Raw genomic sequence first — 23051 nt, 5'->3', positions numbered from 1 at the left:
GGTCACGATGACCGGAATCCCTGGTCACATTGCCGGAATGTGCGGTCACGATGAAACGGAATATGCAATTGAGAGGTTCGGCGTGAAATAGCCTGACCTGCAAACGCAATGGCGAGCGCAAGGCTGATCAGGCCTGCGGCGACTTCAAAAGTGAAGCGCATACCAGACACAACCGCCTCCGGAGGTGCCTTCAGGAGATTGGCAGTGGCCGCTCCCATGGCGAACACAGCGCCCATCAGTGATGCGCCGGTAATCAACCCGAGTATGCGGTCAATTAACAGCGTACCTTGCGCCGCTGGCCGGGGTGTGATTGAAATGGCTGAGGAGCGTTGCCCGGCCGCTGCTCAGCGGCCGGGCAATGTAATGCGCCAAGGCAGTAGCGCCTCGTAGTCGTCTGCCGTTTGCGCGCTGGGCAGCGCGGTGAGCAATGCGCGCAGGTACGCGTAGCCGTCGACGCCGTTGACCACGCAGGTCTGCAGCAACGAATACAGGTTGGCGCTGGCCTGTGCGCCGGCTACCGTATCGCTGAAGAGCCAGTTGCGTCTTCCAATACAAAACGGACGAATCGAATTTTCGGCAGCATTGTTGTCAATCGGGTAGGCGCCATCGGTGACATACAGCGCCAGCTTCGTCCATTGCGAAGCCAGGTAATGCAGCGCCTTGCGCAGCAAACTGCCCGGCAGCACGGTGTGCACGTTGGCCAGCAGCAACGCCTCTATCTGGCCAAGCACGGGCACGCTGTGCTGTTGCCGCTGGACCAGCAATTCCTGGGGAGGAAGCCGGTGCTCGCGTGCGCGCGACTCTACCGCATACAACTGGGCGATGAGCGCGAGAAACCGCGCAGCGAGCTGCTCGGGGCCGCGCGCATTCCTGGGCAGCGCCTGCAGCGCCTCATGGAACCCGCGCCTGCAATGCGCCCAGCATCCCAGATGCACGAGGTGGTGCGCCTGCGCGATGGCGTCATAAACCGCGTAGCCATCCGTCATCAGCACGCTGCCTTCTTGCACCCCGGCATACAGGATTTGTGCGGCCGCCGTGCTGCGCGAGGGCGCGTAGCCAAACAGCCGGATGGGTGGCCCCGCTCCCTGCACCCCGGAGCACGGGGTTGTCTGCACCCACATGTAGCTTTTGGACTGCGCGCTTTTGCCGGCTTCTTTGAGTACCTGCACATGGGTTTCGTCGCCATGGATGAGGGGCGAGTCCAGCAAATGGTCGCGCAGCACATTGATGATGGGCTGCACCTCCCGGCCCACGCGCACGACGCTGGCGGCCAGGGTGTTGCGCGCCAGGTCGCCGCCGCCAAAGCGCGAGAGCAGCGCCGTCTGGCGGTACAGCGGCAGGCCGTCGCAATACTTCGACGTAATCACCCAGGCCAGCAGGCCTTCGCTGAACAAGCCCTTGGGGATGATTTGCGCCGGCTTGGACGCCAGGCGCAAGGCGCCATCGCAGCAGGGACAGGCATATTTGACGCGTTCATGGCGAATCACGCGAACCTGCTGGGGAATGATGTCGAGCTGCTCGCTGGTCTCCACGCCAATTTCCACCAGCGCCGTGCCATCGTGCGGGCACACCCGCTGGTCTTCGGGCAGTTCGTGGCGCACCACCTCCCGGGGCAAGGCCGCATCGAGCGGCTTGCGTCCGCGCGGCACGCGCTGATGGGCGCGGACCTCCTGGCTGCCATCTTCGTGGCCGTCGCAAGTGGCCGGTTCGCTGGCCGCGCCCAGCGCCTCGGCCTCGTTGAAGAACAGGTCCCTTTGCTGCGGGCTGCCCGCTTCGCTGCGGGCGGCAAAGAGCTTGCGCATGAACTGCTTGAGCCGCTCCTGGAGCAGGTCACGCTCGGCGCGCACCATACGCAACTCCCCCGCCAGGGCGTCGCTGCGCTGCAAAGCCTGCGCCAGCGCCTCTTTCAAGGCGTCTATTTCTTGGGCATCAGGCACAGCGAGCATGCCCGTTTAGACAAGGCGGCGCGGGTGAAAGTTCCCAAAAATCCGAGTCTGAGCCTTGCCTTCCAAGCCAGAATTTGTCCCCCTTACGCTGCGCGCTCGTAGCGCACGGCCTGGTGTCCGCGCAGGGCCTGGATGTCGATACCCTTGAGCAGCCAGTGCAGCTGCTCCACGCTGAGCGTCACGACGCCGAGTTCGCCTCGCGGCCAGATGAAGCGGTCCTTCTCCAGGCGCTTGTGCAGCAGCCAAAACCCGTTGACATCCCAGCCCAGAATCTTGATGCGGTCGCGCCTGCGGTTGGCAAAGACAAACAGTGCCTGGGCAAACGCGTCCAGGCCCAGGCCATGCTCGACCAGGCTGGCCAGACCGTTGATGCTCTTGCGAAAATCAATGGCCTCCTGGTGCAGGTACACCGCACGGGTGGCGTTCAGCGTGAACACGCCAGTGTGCCCAGCAGTTGCAGCACGGGCGCCATCGCCTCCAGCGGGACCTGGCCCACATCGAGCGCCACCCCGTTGGGCAGGCGCACGTGCAGGCAAAGTGCGACTGGTGCGGTTGTTGCAGCCGGCGCTGCCGGCTCGCTAACCTGCACGGCCACGAAAGCCGCTGGCGACGCCAGCGCTTTGCCATGGTTGGGCTGGCCTGACTTGGCAATCCAGGTGCGCAGCAAATTGGCGTTGATGCCGTACAGCATCCCCACGCGCGCCACCGACACGCCAGGCTTGAGGCATTCGTCAATTAGCGCCTGCTTGGCCAGCGGGTCGTAAGTGCACCGTCCGTCGCGTTTGCGCCCGACCACCAGCCGGGCCAGCAACTCTGCGTTCATCTCTGTCATAGGTGTCCATGTAGTTGTAGATGGACACATAGCATCATCGAATCAGCTCACGAATAAAAGGGCGTGGTTCGCGGACCGCTTACAGTTATGACTACGAGCGGTGCGATGTAACCGGGTATGCCGAACCCTGATGGAAGCAGAGCCATTACGGATGTGCCGATGGCCATGCCAACGAGTCCAAAAATTCCCATTCGGTATGCACCCAACCGGTCAACTAGGCGACCAGCAGGAGCACCTGTGAGTGCTGCAATGATGGGACCTGATGACATAACCAGGCCAACATGGGCCGGAGCGAGCCCAAGCGCACCAGAGAGATAGAACGGTCCGACAACCAATGTTGCCATCACCACCGTTGTGACTAGGGCACTCATAGTGAAACCGGTGGCTGTCAAGGAAGTTGTCGCCTGAAGTGAAGTGAGTCAGGCTACCTTTTGAGTGTTTCGAAGCTCCTTGATTTGTGGGTTTTCTGGGTTGAGGTGCACGACATCGACATGCGCCCACTGGCGAGCCTGTCCTGACCAGCGCTGAGGATTTTCCTGGCGGGCCCGTTCATAGACGAGCGCACGCTGCGCAAGCAGGCCTCTGTCCAGGCCGGCATGGCGCTGCGCTGGTGTTACGAAGCCGATGGCGCTGTGGCGATGCTCGTGGTTGTACCAATGGGCCAGCTCGGTGACCCAGCGCCTTGCGGCCAGCAGGTTCTCGAACGGCTTGACCGGCAGTTCGGGGCGGTACTTCAGGGTTCTGAATGCTGATTCGATGTACGGATTGTCATTGCTCACGGACGGCCGGCTGCGCGTGTGCGCCACTCCCAGGCGCTGCATCGTGGCCAGCATGGTCTCGCCCTTCATCGGCGCGCCATTGTCCGAATGCACCGTCAATTGGCCGGGGGAATGCTGTGCCGCGCGCAGATGTCGCGCAGCAACTGGCTGGCCAGCTCGGCACTCTCGCAGTCGAACACCTGCCAGCCAACAATCTTGCGGCTGAACAAGTCCTCGAACAGGTACAGGTAGAAGTGCTGGCCGCGCACCTGGGTTGGCAGGTACGTGATATCCCAGCAAAACACCTGATCGGGCCCGGTCGCGGCCAGGGCGCGCGGCCGGCTGCGCTTTTGCGCTGAACGCTCTGCGCGCCGATGGGCCAACTGGCCCTCCTGGCGCAGCAGGCGGTACATCGTGGATTCGGACGCCACATAGACGCCGCTGTCGGCCAGGCGAGGCACGATCTGGCTCGGCGGCAAGTCCTTGAACGCTTCGCTGTTGAGCGTGGCCATCACGGCCTGGCGCTCTTCTTCAAGCAGCTTGTTGGCCGGGCGTGCATAGCGCCGCTTGCCTGAAGGGCGCTGGTCACCCTCGGCCGCCTCAGAGCGCTGCCAGCGCTGCACGCTGCGGCACGACAAGCCGATCTGGCGGCAAGCCGGTTGCAAACGCGCCCCGTCGGCGCAGGCCTTGTCAATGAGGCCGAGCAACTTTTGGCGCTGCTGGACGGACGTCATTTGTCCGCGCCCTCCAACAGCGCCTGGAAGTTTTTTTGCAACACCAGCAAGGCAGCCACCTCGGCCAGCGCCTTTTCCTTGCGCCTGAGTTCGCGCTGCAACTGATCATGCTGGCGCTGCAGCTCGCGAAAGGCGCCGCTCGCCTCGCGTGAAGCGGGCACGGCAGGGGTGCAAAACGCCTGGTGCCACTGCACCAGCTGATGCTCGAACACGCCATGCTCGCGGCACCAGCTGGCCCGGGCCATGTCATCCAGTGCATAGCTTTGCTGCAGCGCCATCAAACGCTGTGCAGGCGTCCAGGCCGACGCCGGGCCGTCCAGTGCAGCAGTTGCAGCGGACACCGGGGGGGCTATCGTGCCGGTTTTCTTGCTTGCGCTTTGCAGCCACTTCCTGAGCGTGCCGGCGGACATGTTGAGTTCACTGGCAACGCTGATAACGGAACGCGTGCCGCGATGCCTGGCTTTGAGCAATGCCTGCTCTTTAAATTCAAGGGAGTGATGTGAATGCGGTGTTCTGGTCATGAAATGTCGTTGCCGGGCAGTTAGCCATTGAAGAATTGGACGCGACAACAAGTCTGACACCCGGGGCTTCGGTGCAAATGCTATCGGCAGTCTCGCGTGCGGCGTTCACCAGCGCACGCCCGGCTGGGCGAAGCACGGCCTGACGAAATCCATTCGCACCCTCGCGCACCACGAGGCCTATTTTCTCGAGCAAGATCAACTGACGCAGCACAGCTGATTGAGGCTGACCAAGCGGACGCACGAGTTCCGGAATGCTTACCCGACCACCGTCCGCTCGCGCGAGCAAATTCAGCAACGCAAAGTCGTTGAAACTGATGCCATGGTATATGCCCAACTCGTCGTCAAGCTTGAGTTGCAGGCTGGCGTTGGCACGGTGTAGCGCCAAACAGAAGCCGAGATTCGTGTTCATCGAGGTTCGCTCCTGGGTTCGTCGTAGCCGAGTTCGCCGACACAAGGGATTTCCTGGCGCCATAGACTGACCAGCATTTCCAATTCTCGTGTGGCATTGAACGCTGGATCTTCGCTGGGTTTGACCATATCGAGTACGTCGAAGAGAAAGTTGGTCTCACCGTGCTCGACCCAGTCCTGCGCAAGCCTCGCATTGCGATGCAGTCCATGCTGCAGTTCAAAACGATGCCGGTTGAGTGTGCCCTGAACGTTCGTACTTCCGGCAACCAACGCCCGGCCCGTGATCTGGTTACGGATCGCATATACGCCTGCTCGGGTTTTCGTCTCCAGATACTGTCGTTTCAGCGTCTTTTTGTTTGTCATCATCATTCCTTTTTGTTCCAAATGAGTCACGGTGCAAGCGATGGCACTTCTGCCAACGGGAACGGACAAGCAAGGTACCTGAGGTAATCGCGAACGTCGGTCGGCCAAGCTTCGGTCAGTTGGTGGAACTTTGCCGCGTCGTTTGCGAACAGTGCACGCGAGGCCTCTTCAAACCCAGCCATATCACCAGCCATGGTGGACATGAAGTGGTACGCACGTTCATTCGTCTGGCGTTGTCGGTCTCGGTCCACGCTTGCCCGGCGTGCCTCATCAACCAGTTTCCGCAAAGTCACCGATGCACCGCCTCGCTGTGCAGCCAACCAATCCCAGTGGCGCGGCAGTAACGTGACTTCTCGCGCGACAACCCCAAGCTTTGGGCGGCCACGGCCACGTGGCTCACCAGGATCCGCGGAATCAATCAGTGCCGAGTCGGTTCCCTGAAGCTGGTGCCCGTCTGGCGGTAGACGTGCAAACATCTCGGCATCGCTTCCTCGAATGTCGATATCGACAACTTGGCCAGTCTGGTCGCAGAAGGTCAGCAGCGGATTGGGTACGCCTGCCGCCAGGGCGTGTTTCACAGCCAATGCGTTGACCTTCAAGCTGCCAGAGGCAATTCGCTTGTGGCTGTTGAAGCTGGTGTAGGAAGGTGTAGCGGTATCAGTCACGGTGAGATTGGGCTTGAATTGGATGAGCCAATAATACCCGGGTTAAATTACCGTGTCAATAATACCCGGGTGAAAATTGGCCGTGGTGCTTCTGTGACTGGCGCATCGGTACTGCCAATTCGGTTGGCGCCCACCGATGGATTCCGCTTCACTCGTTAGCCCGTGTGCCAATGCAGCCTTGCCAAACCCGTTGTGTCCGACCAAACCAATGTGTCGTAGATAGAGAACCTCGTTGAGATATGAGAACAGAGCTTTGCCACCTGCACGCAAACCGCAAGATCCGCTCAGCGCAAGAATTCCTGTTCTTTGAAGCGAGGACAGCTAATATCGCCAGCATGGATGAAACCGTCACTTGACGGCGATCCGCGTACCATGGGCCCGAGAACACTCCCGCCCCACAAGCTTCAATCAGGGCAAACTGCCTTCCCCATGGACAACTCTTCCTCTTACACGCCGCCCAGGGTCTGGTCTGGCATCAAGGATAACGGTGGCCGCTTCGCCAGCATCAATCGGCCGACCGCGGGCCCGACCCATGACAAGGAGCTGCCGGTCAGGCGCCATCCGCTGCAGCTTTATTCACTGGGCACGCCCAACGGCGTCAAGGTGACGGTGATGCTCGAAGAACTGCTGGCAGCGGGGCACACGGGCGCCAAGTACGACGCCTGGCTGATCCGCATCCAGGACGGTGACCAGTTCGGCAGCGGTTTCGTCTCAGCCAATCCAAACTCCAAGATCCCGACGCTGGTGGACCGCAGTGGACCAACGCCAGTTCGGGTGTTTGAGTCCGGCGCGATCCTGATGTATCTGGCCGAGAAGTTCGGCGCCTTTCTTCCCGCAGACGGCCTCAGGCGCGCCGAATGCCTGTCGTGGCTGTTCTGGCAGATGGGCAGCGCGCCTTTTCTGGGCGGGGGATTCGGTCATTTCTACGCGTACGCGCCAACCAAGATCGAGTACGCGATCGATCGGTACGCGATGGAGGTCAAGCGCCAGCTGGATGTGCTCGACCGTCGCCTTGCCGAGAGCGCCTATCTCACGGGGGACGAGTACACCGTCGCCGACATGGCGGTGTGACCCTGGTACGGCACGCTGGTCAAGGGGCATCTGTACGAAGCAGGTGAATTCATGCAGGTTCAGGCGTACACCCATGTGCTGCGCTGGACAAACCAGATTGCCCAGCGTCCGGCCGTGCAGCGCGGCCGCATGGTCAACCGCACCATGGGCGCGCCATCGAGCCAATTGCACGAGCGCCACGATGCCAGCGACTTCGACACCCAGACCCAGGACAAGCTGACTGGGCCGCTTTGATGCTCAGTTGACTTTACTTTTCCTGTCCTGTCCTGTCCTGTCCTTCAAATGGAATTGAACCATGATCACCCTGTACGACTGCGCCAGCGCGCCCAGCCCGCGCCGCGCCCGCATTTTTCTCGCCGAAAAGGGGGTTGCCCATGAGACGGTCCAGGTGGACCTGAGGAATTCCGAGCAATTGAGCAGCGCCTACCAAAACATCAATACGAAGTGCATGGTCCCAGCGCTGCGCACTGAAGAGGTGACTGTGCTGACCGACAACGCGGCAATCACGGCCTACCTGGAGGCGCTTTACCCGGAGCCACCGCTATTGGGCACCACTCCGAATGAAAAGGCGCAAATTGCCAGCTTGAACTGGCGCGTCGAGTTCGAGGGGCTGCTGGCCGTTGCCGAAGCACTGCGCAACAGCGCGCCGGCCATGGCCAACCGGGCGCTGCCCGGGCCGATGGATTACCCGCAGATTCCCGAACTGGCGCAACGCGGCATGGCCAGGGTGCAGCAGTTCTTTGTCATGCTCAACGAGCGCCTGGCTGAGCGCGACTTCATCGCCACCGACCGTTTCTCCGTAGCCGACATCACTGCGGTGGTGGCCCTTGACTTTGCACGCGTTGTGAGAATCAAGCCCGGTGAACAACACCCACACCTGCAGCGCTGGCGGGCGGCAATGGGCCAGCGGCCATCGATGTCTGTCTAGAGGTGATTGCCCAAGTGAGCAGCGTAATGATTTGTGGCCTACGGCACCAGGCCTTGCCTTCATGGCACGCTCGCGCTAAATTGAACGATCCCAAACGCTGCAAATCGCAAGCAGCCTGGCGCCGAACCATTGACCGTTATCGTGCCCATGTCGAGGCTGCGTAGAAATCCCTAACGGACGCAAAACACATGAGCCATCTGGAGCGCAGCCTGGTCAAGGCGGAACTGGACCGTCTCACCATGAAGTTCTTCCAGGCTGTGTCTTTCGAGCCCGGCGAAGCGCCTTCGTACGCAAGCATTGCAGTCTTGTTCATCGAACGCGGCTTGCTCATCAAGAACGTCGGCTCTGCACCCGAGATCTCATCAGTTCAGGAGTTCATTGCGCCACGAGAGGCGCTGGTGAACTCGGGCACGCTCACGCGGTTTCATGAGTCCGAGATTTCGGAATCCACCGTGATCTTCGGCAACGTGGCGCATCGATTCAGTGCCTACGCCAAATCCGGCACATTGAACACAAAGCCGTTCGAAGCCCGAGGGATGATCACCACGCAGTTTGTCAACACGCCTGAGGGCTGGAAAATGAGCGCCATGGCGTGGGACGACGAGAGGCCCGGTCTTTCCATCGACAAAGCGACCGAGCATTCAAGTTGAACTCAGAGGTTGCCAGTGGATTGAACATAATTGCCTGTGGCACCAAAACTCCCAACGGCGACATTCCACGAACATAATTATGTTAACTTTGTTAAATCAGCCCCATCAGGCTACCATCTTTTATGCACGGCGCCATGCTGAAATGCCTCGTAGCCAGGCAGGATACTCACCAGTGCAATGGTTTGACAATTGGCTTCTTGTTCGTGGGTACGCGTGGCGGCAACCGCGCAGCCGCGAGTTCGCCATCGAGCAAGTAGCGGCGTGTCCAATGGGCATGGCGCGAGAGCGATGAGCTAACCCCTCGAGGACTGCCCCTGGCCGGGTCTGGCGGTGACACGGGCGTGACGACGCCAATCACCAGCGCGGGAAAGTCTTCGCGTAGCGCCTGCAGCACCGGCTCAGCATCCGAATCATTCGAGCAGAGCACGACCTGGTCGAACAGGCCTTTGGCGGCATCCCGGTACATGGCCATGGCCAGGTTCACATCGGTCTTTTTCTCCTCGATCTTCCAGACCCGCACACGATCATTCCTGTCGTAGGCAATACCATCGCGAAAGACGGGAACCAGGGCGCCGCTGTTGTCCATGCTGTGGGTTCCGAGAACGATCGAAAAGCGCTCTGGATAAAGGGTCTGCAGTGCCCGGTGGTACGCTTGCTGTGCCTGCACCGAGGCGTTGCCGTGCGAGGCAAAACGCGCCAATGCATGCGCACTGAAGAGTTTGACCGCTTCGATGCGGGCGCCACCGTCCTGAACGGTCATCAGGTCATCGAACAGGCGCACCAGGTCGAGCCACTTGTACGGCGTATTGCGCAACCGGCCGTAATACAAGTTGTAGCCGTCGACGTAGACGGCCGTTTTCTTTGTCACCAAAGCGGCTTTCTGAAAATCAATTGGGCATGAAAAAACCGCTCAAGAGCGGTTTTTTCGTCCTGAGCCGGAAGCCAACTAAATGACGCGGCAAAGGAGGAGTGGTGTTCTGATAGTAGCTCTTATTGGAACCAAAGTCAATCCCTGCCGAGTTCTCCAGGATGCCGCCATCGACCTGTTTTCAGTTGGCGGCAAGGCACCATTGCCGTATCCGTGCCTGGGTCGGGTGATCGAAGTTGCTACTTCGGCTCGGCCATCCGGTAACCCATCGCCCGGTAGCCGCGCTGGCGCTTGTCCCACATTCGCAGCAACGCAGGGTGACCTGTGTCCACGAAGTCGACGATGCGCACATCGGTCTTGCTTGCGTGGTAACGGTGCAGGCGACCCGCGTACTGCTGCAAGGTGCCTTTCCACGATACCGGCATGGCCAGCACCAGCGTGTCCAGCGCGGGATGATCGAATCCCTCGCCGACCAGCCTGCCCGTGGCCAGCAGGATGCGGGGGGCATCGGCTGGCAGTTCATCAAGCGCGGCAATCAGTTCGACCCGCAGTTTCCTGGACATCCGGCCGTGCAGCGCAAAGGGCGGCGGCACCTTGCCTTCAAGGGCTGCCAGGATCGCATCCAGGTGCTCGGTGCGTTCGGTCAGCACCAGCACTTTTCGACCTTGCCGGTAGGCGCTTTGAATCTCAAGAGCAATCGCTTCGGTTCTTCGTTGGTCGTTCGCCAGGTGGCGGAAAACCTCCTGAATGCCAGAAGCCGAAGGCGTCTCAATACGAGCCTGACAGTAGCGTGGCGAGACTTCCAGATCATGCGGCGCGCCCGACGGCCGGTCTGCCGTGTAGCGCAGCGGGCCACACTGCATGAAGATGATGGGCTGCTGCCCATCGCGGCGGATGGGCGTGGCGGTCAGCCCATGGACAAACCTGGCCTTGACCCTTTGAAGTATCGCGTCAAAGCTCAAAGCGCCAACATGGTGGCATTCGTCAACGATCACCTGACCGTAGTGCGCCACCAGAGGATTGACGTCACCTTTTCGGGACAACGACTGCATCACGGTAATGTCGATGCGGCCAGTGGGCCTGGATATGCCGCCCCCAATGACGCCGATCACCTCCTTGCCCACGCCCAGGAAGGTCTGCAGGCGCTCCTGCCACTGCTTGAGCAACTCCGTGCGGTGCACCAGAATCAAGGTGTTGACGCTCCGGCGGGCGATGAGATCGGCGGCCACGACCGTCTTGCCGAACGCCGTCGGTGCGCACAGCACCCCGGTGTCATGGGGCAACAGGCCTGCGACAGCAGCCTGCTGGTCCAGGCGCAGGGTTCCCTTGAAGCTGACGTCAAGGATCTGGCCCCGACAGCGCTCATCATGTAACTCGCACGCGATGCCGTTTTCCTGCAGCAGCGCCTGCGCAGCCTCCAGGCAGCCACGGGGCAAGGCAATGTGGTGGGGATAGTTTTGCGCGCAGCCAATGATGCGGGGCTTGTCCCACACCGACATCCGCATGGCCTGCGCCTTGTAGAACTCGGGGTTCTGGAACGCAGCCAGGCGAATCAGCCTGTTGACCAGGGCTTGAGGCAGCGCAGCCTTTTCAAAATAAACCTGATTGGCCACCGTCACTGCCAGGGACGCAGGCATCTCCCCAGGCAGTTTTTGCGTAGCGGGAATGGCAGCCAGCCAGGGAGTGGCCAGGTCCTCATCGTCCACAAAGGTTACGTCGAGCGGGTGCGCGCCACCTGTCGCCCGCAAGATGGTGGGCTCGATATCCTCGGGGTCCATCCGTACGATGGAGGCCAGAAACGCCCACTGGTCGGAATAGGGGTTGAGCGCTTCATCGACAAAGACGCTGCAGCCATTCTCGCGCGGCTTCTTTTGCAGTGGCAACGCGATCAGGTTGCCAAATCCACCCTTGGGCATGGTGTCCTGGTTCGGAAACAGGCGATCGTAGGACGCCAGCTTCAGTTGCCGGGTCTGCGTGCAGGTATGGCTGATGATGGCGGTGCCCAGGCGACGGGCATCGCGGGCCGACACGTTGTCGTTGAAAAACACCCATGCGTGCGCACCCTTGCCGGAACGGGAGATCTCTAGAGCCGCCGGGACGCCCAGGTCACGGCATGACCGCATGAAGGCCAAGGCGTCTTCATGCCACTGGGCTTCGTCAAAATCAACGGCAACAAAGCAGCAAGTGTCATCTGTCCGCAGCGGATACACCCCGATGGTGTGCTGGCCGGCAAGGTGTTTATAGACCACCTGATCGGTCAGCGGTATGAGCGCTCGATGGGCGCAGTCGCCGCATTTGATGCGGGGCTTGTCGCAAACGCCTGCCCGCCATTCATTGGCGCAGGCTGGCGCATAACCCGACTTGCCGCTTGCCTGGCTGTCCCAGCGCACAGGATAAACATCGGTTCGGCCACGAAACAGGCGCCGGAACATGGCGATCTTGGCATCGGCCGAATAACGAACGAGACTTGCTGGTTCTTCAGTCGAAGCTGTGCAGGGAGGCTGTTGAGGCGCAAGTCGCCATTCAAGGCCATGCTGCTCCAGCAGCCTAACCAAGCGGTTGTTTTCCGCCTGCAACGCCGCCAGTGCATCGCGCTCAGTCATGGATGGTGTATCGAGTCAACACGTCTCTCATTTTCCTCCCCGCCCAGCAGGTGCCCTACCCATTTGAGCAAGCTGGCGCAGTCAAAGTCTACGCTGATCATAGGACCAGAGCCGGTAGCAGGCGATGATGCACATTTGTGTGCTCAAAAGTTAGCAGGCTAACAACGAGCTAGGCTCAAAACCAGTTTCAGTATCTTTTGAACCCATATTTTGGAGGCTCTTCAGGCTGGCTTAAAAGTTACAAGTTTTGAGCCACATCCTCTATTGAAAATTTGTTTTCAAGGTGAAATAAATCGCAGGGGATCAGCCTTCTAGTACCAAGAAGACAGATGTCGCCCGCGCAGAGGTCGAACGACAGATCAGCCGGCTCAGTTGGTGGCTGTTATCGAAGATCGCTCCCCATGCTGCTTGGGCATCCGAGTCGGCCAGCATACGGGCAAAACCTTTAGGCCTACCGACCTGCACCAGTGCAGCGTTGTAGGCGGCTTCAGGCAGATTCGCGGTAAACCACTGCCTTGCCGGACTGCCGAGCGATTTCCGCAGCCAATTCCATCCGGGTTTAAGCCTTAACACCTGCCAGCTCTTGGACGCGACCGGCCTGGCTTTGCCCTGTCAGAACCGCTGTAGCCGCTGCAGCCGCTGCAGCAAAATTAACCCGAGCCGCAGAGGCAATGCGCCCGTCTTTTGCGCAGCCCAGCAATGCAGTGCTCTCACCGCGCTTGCTGGGCGATTTCCTTGCAACTCTGTGGTTAAGGCAGCACGCTGGCTGCAGTTGCCTGCTGCACCCGCCGGTCAGCATCGCGCTGCAATAAAAAGCGCTGCGCCACCAAGTTGGTGCTGGCCGCCGTGACAGCGGCCACGTAACCCGCCTGGCTGGCGTACAGCGACTCCAATGACGGCCGCGTGTCTCCCGCCGCAATCCGCGCCGCTTCGGTCTTGTGAAAGGGAATGAAGCTGCCGGTGAGGCTGGTCAGGTCGATGATGCCCGGCGTGGCTACATAGTTAAATTCAATGCTGGTTCCCAGGGGGGCCTGCACTTCCACGCCGCGAATACCGGACCTCGTCAAGCCGGTGGACGCGTCCACCTGTGGCACCAAGATGGCATAGTCCACCCCGGTGTTGACCGGAGGCAAGTTGGTGGCAATGCCCGATTCGTCCTGGGCAATGAACTGCGGACCAAAGTCCAGCACGGAATAGTTGTTGTAGCGCGCCAGGTAATTGAAGGCCGGAATGGCGGTCTGCACGCTGGACGCGGCCCAGCTCAAACCCTTCATCTGCGGATAGACCACCTTGTCGGGCCGCACCAAGGTGCCGTCGGCAATGCGCGGCACCTGGCTCGCCGGGGGCGCGACATCGCGCACGACCCAGTCTTCGAGCGCGATGAACAAAGCGCGGAAGGTGTCGGTATGGTGCGTCACTGTCCCGGTCGGGTACACGTTGGCTGCCGGGTTGTAGCCAATGCCAGAGGTGCCGCCGTTGCCGCCGTGCTGCGTGCTGCTGTAATAGTAGATGCGCGCGTTGTCCGGCTGCGCCAGATCACGCACGCCAGCCGCATCGGTCAGCACGGGCGAGCCCTGCAGTTGCCAGAACTCCGTACCCGACAAGCCGAGAAAGAATTTCGGGCAGGTGTTGCTCGCCGCACAGCGCGTCATCACCCCGCCCTTGCGGCCGGTGAGTGGATCGACGTAGTCCTTGTCGAGGGCACGGGGCGCGGTCTGGCCAAAGGCAGTGTGGTCGGTGCGGATGGCGCCGCCGCCGCCAGGCACAGCGAAGCGGGTGTTCACGTTGGTCTGGCGAGCGGCCACATGGGCATAAAGGCCGTCGAACACCTTGCTTCCGTCCAGCGCCTGGTTGAAGCCCAGGTGCAAGAAGGTCTTCATGGCGTTGCCCGACTGCGAAGTGCCCTGCCCGATCACGCTGTTAATGCGGCCGGCCAGGGGATTGGCGACTCCGCCCGCATCAACCGAGGCTTTGCGAAAAAAGCTCACCGTGTCGCGCAACGCGGCCAGCCCTACGCCCATGACCTTGGGGTCTTTGGCCACGTACACCACTTCATACAGGTACTTCGGGTCAAAGCCGCCCTTGACACAGATCTTGCTGCCGTCGGCCGTGCCCGGGAACGGGTTGGTGCCGGTGTTGCAGTCGGCAAACTTCCAGTCAGCGGCAGGCACAGGGACGCGTGGATCGGTGTCGTTGATCCGGCGCGTGAGCGAGTAGCCGGGCAGCGTGTTGTCCAGGCTGGCCGGGGCATAGGGGATCATGGAGCCATTGAATACGCCCCCGGGGAGCGTCATGACCGGTGAAGCGGCAGAAGGGATCAGTTCGCTGCGATAGGCGCCAGTGATGGACGAGCCGTCCTTGTTCCTGGCCACGGGCACCGTGGCTGTGAGACGGCCAGGCGAACTCTTGGGCACGTCGCCTTGCCAGGCCGAGTACAGCAGCACGTAGCCGCGCTCCAGGAATACCGCATCGCTCGGAGTAGTAGCCGGGTTCAGCATTGTCAGAATATTGCCGCGATTGGGCGCATCGTAACGCAGCACGCCGCTGGCCTTGGCCATGTCCTTGGGCTTGAGCATCACAAAATCGGCCTGGTACTCGACCATCCCGCGGGCGTTGACCGGGGCCAGTGCCAAGTCCTGGATCACGGCGTTCTTGGGATCGGACGGGTCGACTTCGCCCGAGAGCGTGCCGGTGAGTTTTTCGTACGCTCCGACGCTGCCGTAGGTGCCGGCAAAGTCCTCGGTGGCGGTGACATTGAGCTTGACGGCAGGCGTGCTGCCGCTGCTGTTGACAACTCCGCCTATATCTGCGCCTGCGCCTCCGTCGCCGCCGCATGCTGCAACGGCTGCTGCCGCGACGAGGGCCAATAAGGGGGTTTTGAAATACATCGTCTGTCTCCTGCTGTTATATAAAAAAGACACGCTCACGCGCTGGCGCGGTGTCCGCCACAAAAAAATAAAGAACTTAGAGGCGGCGCAGTGCGCCGCAGGCCCTGCCCGGCTTACTCGGCTTCGATGCCGGCAGCCTTGAAGATACGGCCCCACTTTTGCGACTCGCCGGTCTGGAATTTGGCCAATTCCTGCGGCGACGTGGTGAACACCTCGGTGCCGGTGGGCTCATAAAAGGCTTTTTTAGCCGCTTCACTCCTGGCCGCCTTGACCAGCAACTCGTTGAGCTGACTGACCACCGCCGGCGGCGTGCCCGCAGGCGCGTAAGCGGCGAACCAGTAGCCGATCTCGTAGCCCTTCACACCGGCCTCGGCAATCGTCGGCACCTCGGGCGCCAGGGGCGAGCGCTGGGCACTTGACACACCGAGGGCGCGCAGCTTGCCGGCCTTGACCTGCGGCAGACCGGTCGCCGCATCGGTGATCATCATGTCGATCTGCGTGCCCAGCAGGTCGGTGACGGCCAGCGTGTTGCTCTTGTAGGGCACATGCAGCAGCTTGATGCCGGCCATCTGCTGGAGCAGCTCGCCGGCCATGCGGCTCGATGAGCTGCCGCTGCCAAACGTGTATTTGCCCGGATCTTTTTTGGCCAATGCAACGAACTCCGCCACGGTCTTGGCCGGAAAGGCGGGATTCACCACCATGATCTGCCCGCCCTTGCCCAGCGCAGAGATCGGCGCGAAGTCCTTGACCGGGTCGTACGGCAGTTTCTTGAACAGATGCTCGTTGGCCGCATGCGTGGTGTTCGTGGTGATGAGCACGGTGTAGCCGTCGGGCAGCGCCTTGGCCACCTGCTGCGAGGCAATGAAGCCGCTCGCGCCAGCCTTGTTGTCGATGACGACCGCCTGCTTGGTCTCAAGGGTGACGCCATTGGCGACGGCCCGCGCAATCTGGTCAGTCGCGGTGCCTGCGGCGAACGGCACCACGAAGGTGATGGTCTTGGCGGGAAAGCTCTGGGCGAACGTGAATGCAGGCGCGAGCGCGAGTGCGGCAGCGGCGAAGGCGATGGAATGCAAGCGGGTCATGGTCGGGTTGTCTCCGTGGGTGTTGTAAAAATCAGAGGCTGCCGGAAAAGCCTCATAGGTCTGAAGGGCCGGCGAGCAGGTGTTGCAGGTGATCGGGCACGTCGATGGGCATCTCCAGCAGCAGGAACGACAACGCCTTGCCATGGGTGTCCAGGTTGAGCGCATCGTTGACGCCTCCGTCGAGCACACCGTCCAGCACGAAATTCATGGCCTGCAGCCGGGGCAGCACGAAGCGCTGCACCTGGCTCGGATCGCGATGCCGAAACTGCGCGGCCACGGCTTCTAGCGTGACCTGTTCGACCAGCAGCGCGAACAACTCTGGGTGCCAGGCGATGACGCTGATGTTGGAGCGGTCGCCCTTGTCGCCGGTGCGGCCATGCGCTGCGCGGTACAGCGGAACGGTTGTCCGGTTCATGGCGCCACCATTTCAAATCGGACCGGCACCGCCTCGCGCGCCAGCAGGCACGAAATCGTATTCAGCCGTGGCGTCAGGGTAGAACGCACGCCGCCCCCGCCGGCCGGGCCGCAGGTGTACAGCGCCATCACCTCCCGGCCCAGGCGCTCGGCTTCGCTCCGATCGGCGTGCGTGGCCGCCACGCGCAGCCGTACATCGCGCATGCCGCTGTCGGGGGTCGCCGCAAGCGCATGACCGGCATCGTCATTGAACACGCTGAGCGCGCCGATCAGATCGACACGCAAAGCCAAGCTCGGCAGTCGGTTGCGCAGCACATCGGCTGCCAGGCGGGCGCGCGCTTCGGCGCGGGCGCCGGCGTACGAGATCTCGCCTTCGGCCAGCCAGCCGCCTTCGTAGCAGACGTTGACTTTGTAGTGGGTCGGGCGCGCGTGGCCGCGCACGCCGCTCAGCAGCACCCGGTCGGCGCCCTGGGCCGTGACGCGCGCCTCGCCGATGTCGGCGATCACGTCGGGCGTGAGGTAGGCGGCCGGGTCATGCACCTCGTAGAGCAGCTGCTCCTTGACGGTCGCCTCCGTCACCAGACCCCCCGTGCCGTCCGCCTTGCCGATCGTGCATCGCCCATCGGCCTCGATCTCGGCAATCGGAAAGCCGACGCGCTCCAGCCCGGGCACGTCCTTGTAGCCCGGGTCGGCGAAATAGCCGCCGCAGACCTGCGCGCCGCATTCGAGCAGGTGCCCGGCCATCGTGGCGCGGCTAAGTGCGGTCCAGTCGTCGGCCTTCCAGCCGAAGTGCGACATGGCCGGGCCGACGGTGAGCGAGGGGTCGGCCACACGGCCGCACACCACTATCTGCGCGCCGGCATTGAGCGCCGCGGCAATCGGCTCGGCGCCGATGTAGGCGTTGGCGCTCACCACCGCCAGCTCGTCCATCCTGGCGCCAAGCTGCTCGCGCAGCAAGGCGCGCTGCGCGGGCGAGGACAGGTCGTCGCCCTCGACCACTGCAATGCGGGGTGCCGGGGCACCGAGTTCACGCGCCATGCGCGCGATGTGCCGCGCCGCCGCGCGCGGATTGGCCGCGCCGAAGTTGCTCACGATCCGGATGCCATGCGCCAGACAGCGTGCCAGCACTGGACGCAGCATGGCGTCGAGCAGCGGCTCGTAGCCCGCTTCGGCGTCGGCGCGCCGGCGCAGCTGCGCCAGCGCCAGCGTGCGTTCGGCCAGCGTTTCGAAGATCAGGAAGGCCCGCTGCCCGGCCGGGCCTTGTGCGAGGCGCGCGATCAAGGTATCGACCACGGGGCCGGCCGCATCGGTGCGGTCCCCGGAAAAACCGGCTGCGCAACCAATGAGCAGCGGCGGGCGGGCAGTAGAAATCATGGGCTTGTTGTCTCCTGATCTTTTTTGTGTAAGGCGACTTTAGGGGTATCTCGTTAATATGCAAAATCGAAATTTCAGATGGCATGATCTGCAATTCAAATAACTCCCCAAGGAGACGATTTTTGAGGACACCCGATATTTCCACGCGTCAGCTGCGGGCCTTCGCCGCACTGGCAGACCAGCGCAACTTCACGCGTGCGGCGCTCACCTGCCACCTGTCGCAGCCGGCCTTCAGCGCGCTCATCGCCACGCTGGAGTCAGCGGTGGGCACGCGGCTGTTTGACCGCGACAAGCGCAGCGTGCGCCTGACGCCCGAGGGGCAACTGTTTGACGGCTGGGCGCGCCGCCTGCTGGACGACATGGGCAGCGCGCTGGAAAGCGTAGCCAGCCATGTTGAGCTTCGCCAGGGCCGCGTGCGCGTGGCGGCCTTGCCTTCGCTGGCCGCGGGCTGGCTGCCAGCGGTATTCGCGGAATTCATGAAAGCGTGGCCGGGCATTACGCTCGATCTGCACGATGCGCTGTCCGACCCCTGCATCGCCTTGGTGCGCAGCGGCCAAGCCGATTTCGCGCTGGCCGTGCCGGGCACGGGCGCCACTTTGAGCGATCTGCGCACGCATCAGTTGTGCTCCGACGGGTTTCACCTGGTGTGCCTGCCCGGGCACCCGCTGGCGCAAGAGGCGCTCATCACAGCCGAGCAACTCCTGCCCTGGCCCTTCATCCAGATGACGCGCAACAGCTCCGTGCGCCAGGCGCTGGACGCGGCACTGCATCCCCTGCGCCTGAACGCGGTGTTCGAGGTCGAACACCTGGCGACCGTCAGGGGCCTGGTTGAGGCCGGGCTGGGCATCAGCGTGGTGCCATCGCTCACGCTGTTTCACTTTCATGGTGCGGTGGTGACGCGCCCACTGTCCCTGCCCTTGCTCACCCGCAGCGTGCACCTGATCGAGCGGCGCGATGCCAGTTTGTCCGTGGCCGCGCAAGCGCTGCATGACCTGATCGTCGAGCGGATCGGCAACCGCGTGCTGGCTTGACGCGGTTCGAGCGGATCACTGCTGCAAGCGGGAAAAACCGCTTCTGGAGCGCAAAGTGGCGCCAGTCGCTTGACACCAATGCCTGGCGAGGCAGCTCAATTCTCTCAAGTTATGAGCCCACCACCTTGACACGAGTTACTACTGGTAGACGCTTTCTGAGCGGTCGGATGGAAGGATAAGACCGGCTTGCCGATCCCACCACGTCCGCAAGGCAGCGCCTACAATCGGGAAGAAAGGTACCGAGCGGCTGTTCAAGCGCCCAATCTAAGATGGAACTGCGTCAGCTGCGTTACTTTGTGAAGATCTGCGAGTTGCGCAGCATGGGACGCGCAGCGGCCGAACTCGGCGTTGTCACTTCGGCCTTGAGCCAGCAGATCAGCCGGCTCGAAGGCGAACTGTGCACCCGGCTCCTGCAACGCATCTCGACGGGCGTCACGCCCACCGCCGCTGGCGTGGCCTTTCTTCACCAGGCGCAGCTGACATTGCGCCATGCCGATGCGGCGATTCTCGCCGCGCAGCAAGCGCGACTGTCGGGCCATGTCAGCGTGGGACTTGCCCCGACCACGGCGTCTGTGCTCGGTGTGCCGCTGCTGCAGGCCATGCGCCAGTCCTACCCGGATGTGCGTTTGCACCTAGTCGAGTCGCTCTCGGGGCACCTGGCAACGATGCTTCAGGCACGCCAGCTGGACCTGGCCGTTTTATTTCAGACCAACGCTTCCCGCCGCTGGAGCGTTGCGCCCCTGCTCGAGGAAAAGCTGTTTGTTATTGCCTCGCCAGCGCTCGCCCAGCGGCCGGTGGGCGCCAAGGTGCGCCTGTCTCAGCTGGCGGACACGCCGCTCATCCTTCCGAGCATCGACCACGGACTGCGTGCGACGCTGACAGCCGCATTCGCGCGCGTAAGCGTGGAACCCCATGTCGTGGCGGAAATCGATGGGCTCGCTTTGCTGATGGATGCGGTGCGCGCGGGTCTCGGCGCGACGATCCAGCCGGGCGCTGCAACAGCGCGGCATTCGGGGGGTGACTTGCAGCGCAGCCAGATCACCGATGCCCATGTGGGGCGCCGCAACCTCTTGGTCAGCCTGTGCGACGATGAGCTTTCACCGGCCGCCCTCGCCGCCCGGGTGGTGATGACCGACACGGTGCGCCGTCTGGTGCGCGAAGGCCTTTGGGCGGGCGCAAGTCTTCTCGAAAGCTAAACACCTGTTGCCCGATTAGGACTTTCGCCTGAAGAGGCGACTGGCTACAGTCTCTCCAACCCATAAGGAGAGACCCACGTGATCGATGTACTGATCGTCGGCGGCGGAAATGCCGCGCTGTGCGCCGCGCTCATGGCGCGCGAGGCGGGCGCCAGCGTGCTGCTGCTCGAAGCGGCGCCTCGCGCTTGGCGCGGTGGCAACTCACAGCACACACGCAACTTGCGCTGCATGCATGACGCACCGCAAGACGTCCTGATCGACGCCTACCCGGAGGAGGAATTTTGGCAAGACCTGCTCAAGGTCACGGGGGGGCTGACTGACGAGTACCTGGCGCGCCTGGTGATCCGGGCATCGTCCAATTGCCGCGACTGGATGCGCAGCCACGGCGTGCATTTCCAGCCGCCGCTGTCGGGCGCCCTGCATGTTGCGCGCACCAACGCATTTTTCATGGGCGGCGGCAAGGCACTGGTCAACGCCTACTTTCGAAGCGCCGAGCGTCTGGGCGTGCAGATCCGCTACGAGACGCCCGTGGTGTCGGTGGAAATGGACGGCGAGCGCTTTGTCGCCGCCCATACCGAGCGCGGCGAACGCATTGAAGCCAGGAGCTGCGTGCTGGCCGCGGGCGGCTTTGAGTCCAACCGCGAGTGGCTGCGGCAAGCCTGGGGGCAAAACGAGCGCGGCGAGTGGCCGGCTGATAATTTCCTGATCCGCGGAACCCGCTTCAACCAGGGCGTGCTACTCAAATACCTGATCGACGCTGGCGCCGACACCATCGGTGATGCGTCACAGGGGCACATGGTCGCCATTGACGCGCGTGCGCCGCTCTACGACGGCGGCATCTGCACGCGGATCGACTGCGTCTCGCTCGGCGTGGTGATCAACCGGGACGCAGCGCGCTTTTACGACGAGGGCGAGGACTTCTGGCCCAAGCGCTACGCCATCTGGGGCCGGCTGGTCGCGCAGCAGCCCGGGCAGGTGGCCTACTCCATCATCGACCAGAAAGCCATTGGCCGCTTCATGCCTCCGGTGTTTCCGGGCACCACGGCGTCCTCGCTGCCGGAACTGGCGCAAAAGCTGGGCCTGAACGTCCAAAGCTTCGTGCAAACGATCACCGATTACAACGCCGCCTGCCGAGTGGGCAGTTTTGACCACACGGCGCTCGATGATTGCCATACCGAAGGGGTGAGCCCGGCCAAGACGCACTGGGCAAGGCCCATCGACACAGCGCCGTTCTACGGCTATGCCCTCAAGCCTGGCATCACCTTCACCTACCTCGGACTGAAGGTGGACGACACGGCGGCGGTGCGCTTTTCAGGACGAGCCAGTCCCAACCTTTTTGTGGCCGGAGAAATGATGGCCGGCAATGTGCTCGGCAAGGGCTACACCGCCGGCGTAGGCATGAGCATCGGCACCGCGTTTGGCCGCATTGCTGGCGTCCAAGCTGCGCGTGCGGCTGCCTTGACATCCAACACATCCAACATTTCCCAGGAGGCTCCCCTTGCAACAGCTTGATGCCCTGACGCGTGAAGCGGTGTCGCTCGCCGGCGGCGCGCGCCGCGTGATTCCCATCCTCACCGCCAAAGAAACCGAGGTCGGTCGGCAGATGCAGATCTGCAATTCGTGCCGCTACTGCGAGGGGTTTTGCGCTGTGTTCCCCGCCATGACGCGCCGGCTGGAATTTGGCAAAGCCGACATCCACTTCCTGGCCAACTTGTGCCACAACTGCGGGGCCTGCCTGCACGCCTGCCAGTATGCCCCGCCTCACGAGTTCGCGGTCAACGTGCCCAAGGCCATGGCCGAAGTGCGGGGCCAGACCTATGTTGATTACGCCTGGCCGCCGGCGCTGGGCACGCTGTACCAACGCAACGGACTCACCTTGTCGGTGGCCTTGGCGGCGGCGCTGGCGCTGTTTCTGATCATGGCCGTTGCCGCGCAGGGAACGCTGTGGAACGCCAAGCTGGGCGGCAATTTCTACCGCCTGTTCCCGCATAACCTGTTGGTGGGCATGTTCGCACCCGTCTTTGGGTTTGCTGCGCTGGCGCTGGCGATGGGCGTCAGGCGTTTTTGGCGTGACATCACGCCGGCCACCAGTGGCGCGGCGCTGAGCGGGCCGGCGGCAGCCGAAGCCACGGATACGGTGCTGCGCCTGAAGTACCTTGGCGGCGGGCACGGCGAAGGCTGCAACAACGAGGACGATGCCTTTTCCCTGGCACGCCGGCGCTTTCATCACTTCACGTTCTACGGCTTCATGCTGTGTTTTTTAGCCACCAGCGTGGCCACGCTGTACCACTATGCCCTGGGCTGGACCGCCCCGTACGAGCTGCCCAGCCTGCCCAAGCTGCTGGGCGTGGCCGGTGGCGTCAGCCTGCTGGTCGGCACCGCCGGGCTGTGGCGCCTGAACCGCCAACGCCATCCATTGCACGGCGACCTGGCGCAAAAGCCGATGGACCTGGGGTTCATCGCGCTGCTGTTTTTCACCAGTGCGAGCGGCTTGGCCCTGTGGCTGGGGCGCAGCACGCCAGCGCTCGCCTTGCTGCTCTGCCTGCATCTGGGGGCGGTGATGGCCTTGTTTGCTACGTTGCCTTACGGCAAATTTGCGCACGGTATTTTCCGCACCGCGTCGCTGCTGCGTCATGCGACAGAAAAGCGCCAGCCCAGCCCGGTGGGCCTGGCCGACGACTGAAGAGCCTAAATAAATAACCCCTCAAAGGAAAACCGC

General features: G+C 62.4%; 21 protein-coding genes and 1 pseudogene. 7 read left to right on the top strand and 15 right to left on the bottom strand.

Going from position 1 to position 23051, the window contains the following annotated elements:
• Nucleotides 1-344: 344 nt before the first annotated feature.
• From tnpC to EC86_RS0124215, 9 genes are all read right to left on the bottom strand, one after another.
• On the bottom strand, nucleotides 345-1946 hold the full coding sequence (gene tnpC / locus EC86_RS0124250; RefSeq protein ID WP_029528353.1) for an IS66 family transposase: 1602 nt from the start codon (nucleotides 1944-1946) through the stop codon (nucleotides 345-347).
• Nucleotides 1947-2029: 83 nt separating this feature from the next.
• Nucleotides 2030-2383 carry an IS66 family insertion sequence element accessory protein TnpB gene (gene tnpB, locus EC86_RS0124245; protein WP_029524733.1) on the bottom strand — a complete coding sequence of 118 codons (354 nt, stop codon included), beginning with the start codon at nucleotides 2381-2383 and terminating at the stop codon, nucleotides 2030-2032.
• A complete protein-coding gene (locus EC86_RS0124240) occupies nucleotides 2371-2778 on the bottom strand; it encodes a transposase (RefSeq protein WP_029524732.1) in 408 nt (135 codons plus the stop codon). Before EC86_RS0124240 ends, tnpB begins: the two co-directional genes overlap by 13 nt.
• 419 nt (nucleotides 2779-3197) lie before the next feature.
• The gene (locus tag EC86_RS29680; protein WP_198026908.1) at nucleotides 3198-3650 is read right to left on the bottom strand and encodes an integrase core domain-containing protein; all 453 of its coding nucleotides are present in this window, start codon (nucleotides 3648-3650) and stop codon (nucleotides 3198-3200) included.
• Nucleotides 3651-3652: 2 nt separating this feature from the next.
• Complete coding sequence (locus EC86_RS28245; RefSeq protein ID WP_084181739.1) at nucleotides 3653-4270, bottom strand: DDE-type integrase/transposase/recombinase; 618 nt, start codon at nucleotides 4268-4270, stop codon at nucleotides 3653-3655.
• Complete coding sequence (locus EC86_RS0124230; RefSeq protein ID WP_029524731.1) at nucleotides 4267-4791, bottom strand: transposase; 525 nt, start codon at nucleotides 4789-4791, stop codon at nucleotides 4267-4269. Before EC86_RS0124230 ends, EC86_RS28245 begins: the two co-directional genes overlap by 4 nt.
• Complete coding sequence (locus EC86_RS28240) at nucleotides 4757-5200, bottom strand: helix-turn-helix domain-containing protein (protein WP_084181738.1); 444 nt, start codon at nucleotides 5198-5200, stop codon at nucleotides 4757-4759. The genes EC86_RS0124230 and EC86_RS28240 overlap by 35 nt, the downstream gene beginning before the upstream one ends.
• Entirely contained in the window at nucleotides 5197-5562 is a 366-nt protein-coding gene (locus EC86_RS0124220) for a GIY-YIG nuclease family protein (RefSeq protein WP_029528352.1), read from the bottom strand. Before EC86_RS0124220 ends, EC86_RS28240 begins: the two co-directional genes overlap by 4 nt.
• A 26-nt stretch (nucleotides 5563-5588) precedes the next feature.
• Entirely contained in the window at nucleotides 5589-6227 is a 639-nt protein-coding gene (locus EC86_RS0124215) for a DUF2239 family protein (protein ID WP_051676339.1), read from the bottom strand.
• Between the two features lie 429 nt (nucleotides 6228-6656).
• Between EC86_RS0124215 and yghU the strand changes: the two are divergent.
• The 3 genes and pseudogenes from yghU (at nucleotide 6657) to EC86_RS0124200 (ending at nucleotide 8876) form a co-directional block, all read left to right on the top strand.
• Nucleotides 6657-7532: pseudogene (yghU, locus tag EC86_RS26690) on the top strand (glutathione-dependent disulfide-bond oxidoreductase).
• Nucleotides 7533-7593: 61 nt separating this feature from the next.
• Complete coding sequence (locus tag EC86_RS0124205; RefSeq protein ID WP_029528350.1) at nucleotides 7594-8226, top strand: glutathione S-transferase family protein; 633 nt, start codon at nucleotides 7594-7596, stop codon at nucleotides 8224-8226.
• Nucleotides 8227-8414: 188 nt separating this feature from the next.
• Nucleotides 8415-8876 (top strand): hypothetical protein, encoded by a 462-nt coding sequence (locus EC86_RS0124200; protein ID WP_029528349.1) that lies wholly within the window; start codon nucleotides 8415-8417, stop codon nucleotides 8874-8876.
• A gap of 166 nt (nucleotides 8877-9042) precedes the next feature.
• On the opposite strand, the gene EC86_RS0124195 is transcribed toward EC86_RS0124200, so the two are convergent.
• The 6 genes from EC86_RS0124195 to EC86_RS0124170 all read right to left on the bottom strand — a co-directional run bounded on the left by EC86_RS0124195 (nucleotide 9043) and on the right by EC86_RS0124170 (nucleotide 18105).
• A complete protein-coding gene (locus tag EC86_RS0124195; RefSeq protein ID WP_084181744.1) occupies nucleotides 9043-9744 on the bottom strand; it encodes an NYN domain-containing protein in 702 nt (233 codons plus the stop codon).
• Nucleotides 9745-9983: 239 nt separating this feature from the next.
• Nucleotides 9984-12347 (bottom strand): TOTE conflict system archaeo-eukaryotic primase domain-containing protein, encoded by a 2364-nt coding sequence (locus EC86_RS0124190; protein ID WP_029528347.1) that lies wholly within the window; start codon nucleotides 12345-12347, stop codon nucleotides 9984-9986.
• Between the two features lie 749 nt (nucleotides 12348-13096).
• Nucleotides 13097-15235, bottom strand: coding sequence for an alpha/beta hydrolase domain-containing protein (locus EC86_RS0124185; RefSeq protein ID WP_029528346.1), 2139 nt, complete (start codon nucleotides 15233-15235; stop codon nucleotides 13097-13099).
• A gap of 113 nt (nucleotides 15236-15348) precedes the next feature.
• The gene (locus EC86_RS0124180; protein ID WP_029528345.1) at nucleotides 15349-16317 is read right to left on the bottom strand and encodes a Bug family tripartite tricarboxylate transporter substrate binding protein; all 969 of its coding nucleotides are present in this window, start codon (nucleotides 16315-16317) and stop codon (nucleotides 15349-15351) included.
• A 52-nt stretch (nucleotides 16318-16369) separates the two neighbouring features.
• On the bottom strand, nucleotides 16370-16732 hold the full coding sequence (locus EC86_RS0124175; protein WP_029528344.1) for an AtuA-related protein: 363 nt from the start codon (nucleotides 16730-16732) through the stop codon (nucleotides 16370-16372).
• Nucleotides 16729-18105, bottom strand: coding sequence for an acyclic terpene utilization AtuA family protein (locus tag EC86_RS0124170; protein ID WP_029528343.1), 1377 nt, complete (start codon nucleotides 18103-18105; stop codon nucleotides 16729-16731). The genes EC86_RS0124175 and EC86_RS0124170 overlap by 4 nt, the downstream gene beginning before the upstream one ends.
• A gap of 83 nt (nucleotides 18106-18188) precedes the next feature.
• On the opposite strand from EC86_RS0124170, the gene EC86_RS0124165 reads away from it, so the two are divergent.
• From EC86_RS0124165 to tcuB, 4 genes are all read left to right on the top strand, one after another.
• Nucleotides 18189-19136, top strand: coding sequence for a LysR family transcriptional regulator (locus EC86_RS0124165; protein ID WP_051676337.1), 948 nt, complete (start codon nucleotides 18189-18191; stop codon nucleotides 19134-19136).
• Between the two features lie 269 nt (nucleotides 19137-19405).
• Nucleotides 19406-20332 (top strand): LysR family transcriptional regulator, encoded by a 927-nt coding sequence (locus EC86_RS0124160; protein ID WP_029528341.1) that lies wholly within the window; start codon nucleotides 19406-19408, stop codon nucleotides 20330-20332.
• Between the two features lie 78 nt (nucleotides 20333-20410).
• Entirely contained in the window at nucleotides 20411-21844 is a 1434-nt protein-coding gene (tcuA, locus tag EC86_RS0124155) for an FAD-dependent tricarballylate dehydrogenase TcuA (protein WP_029528340.1), read from the top strand.
• Nucleotides 21831-23015, top strand: a complete 1185-nt coding sequence (gene tcuB / locus EC86_RS0124150; protein ID WP_029528339.1) for a tricarballylate utilization 4Fe-4S protein TcuB — start codon at nucleotides 21831-21833, stop codon at nucleotides 23013-23015. Before tcuA ends, tcuB begins: the two co-directional genes overlap by 14 nt.
• Nucleotides 23016-23051 lie beyond the last annotated feature (36 nt).

This window comes from Polaromonas glacialis (genome assembly GCF_000709345.1).
GTDB lineage: Bacteria > Pseudomonadota > Gammaproteobacteria > Burkholderiales > Burkholderiaceae_C > Polaromonas > Polaromonas glacialis.
The sequence above is the reverse complement of the archived record's forward strand: the minus strand, read 5'-3'. Positions and strand labels throughout refer to the sequence as shown.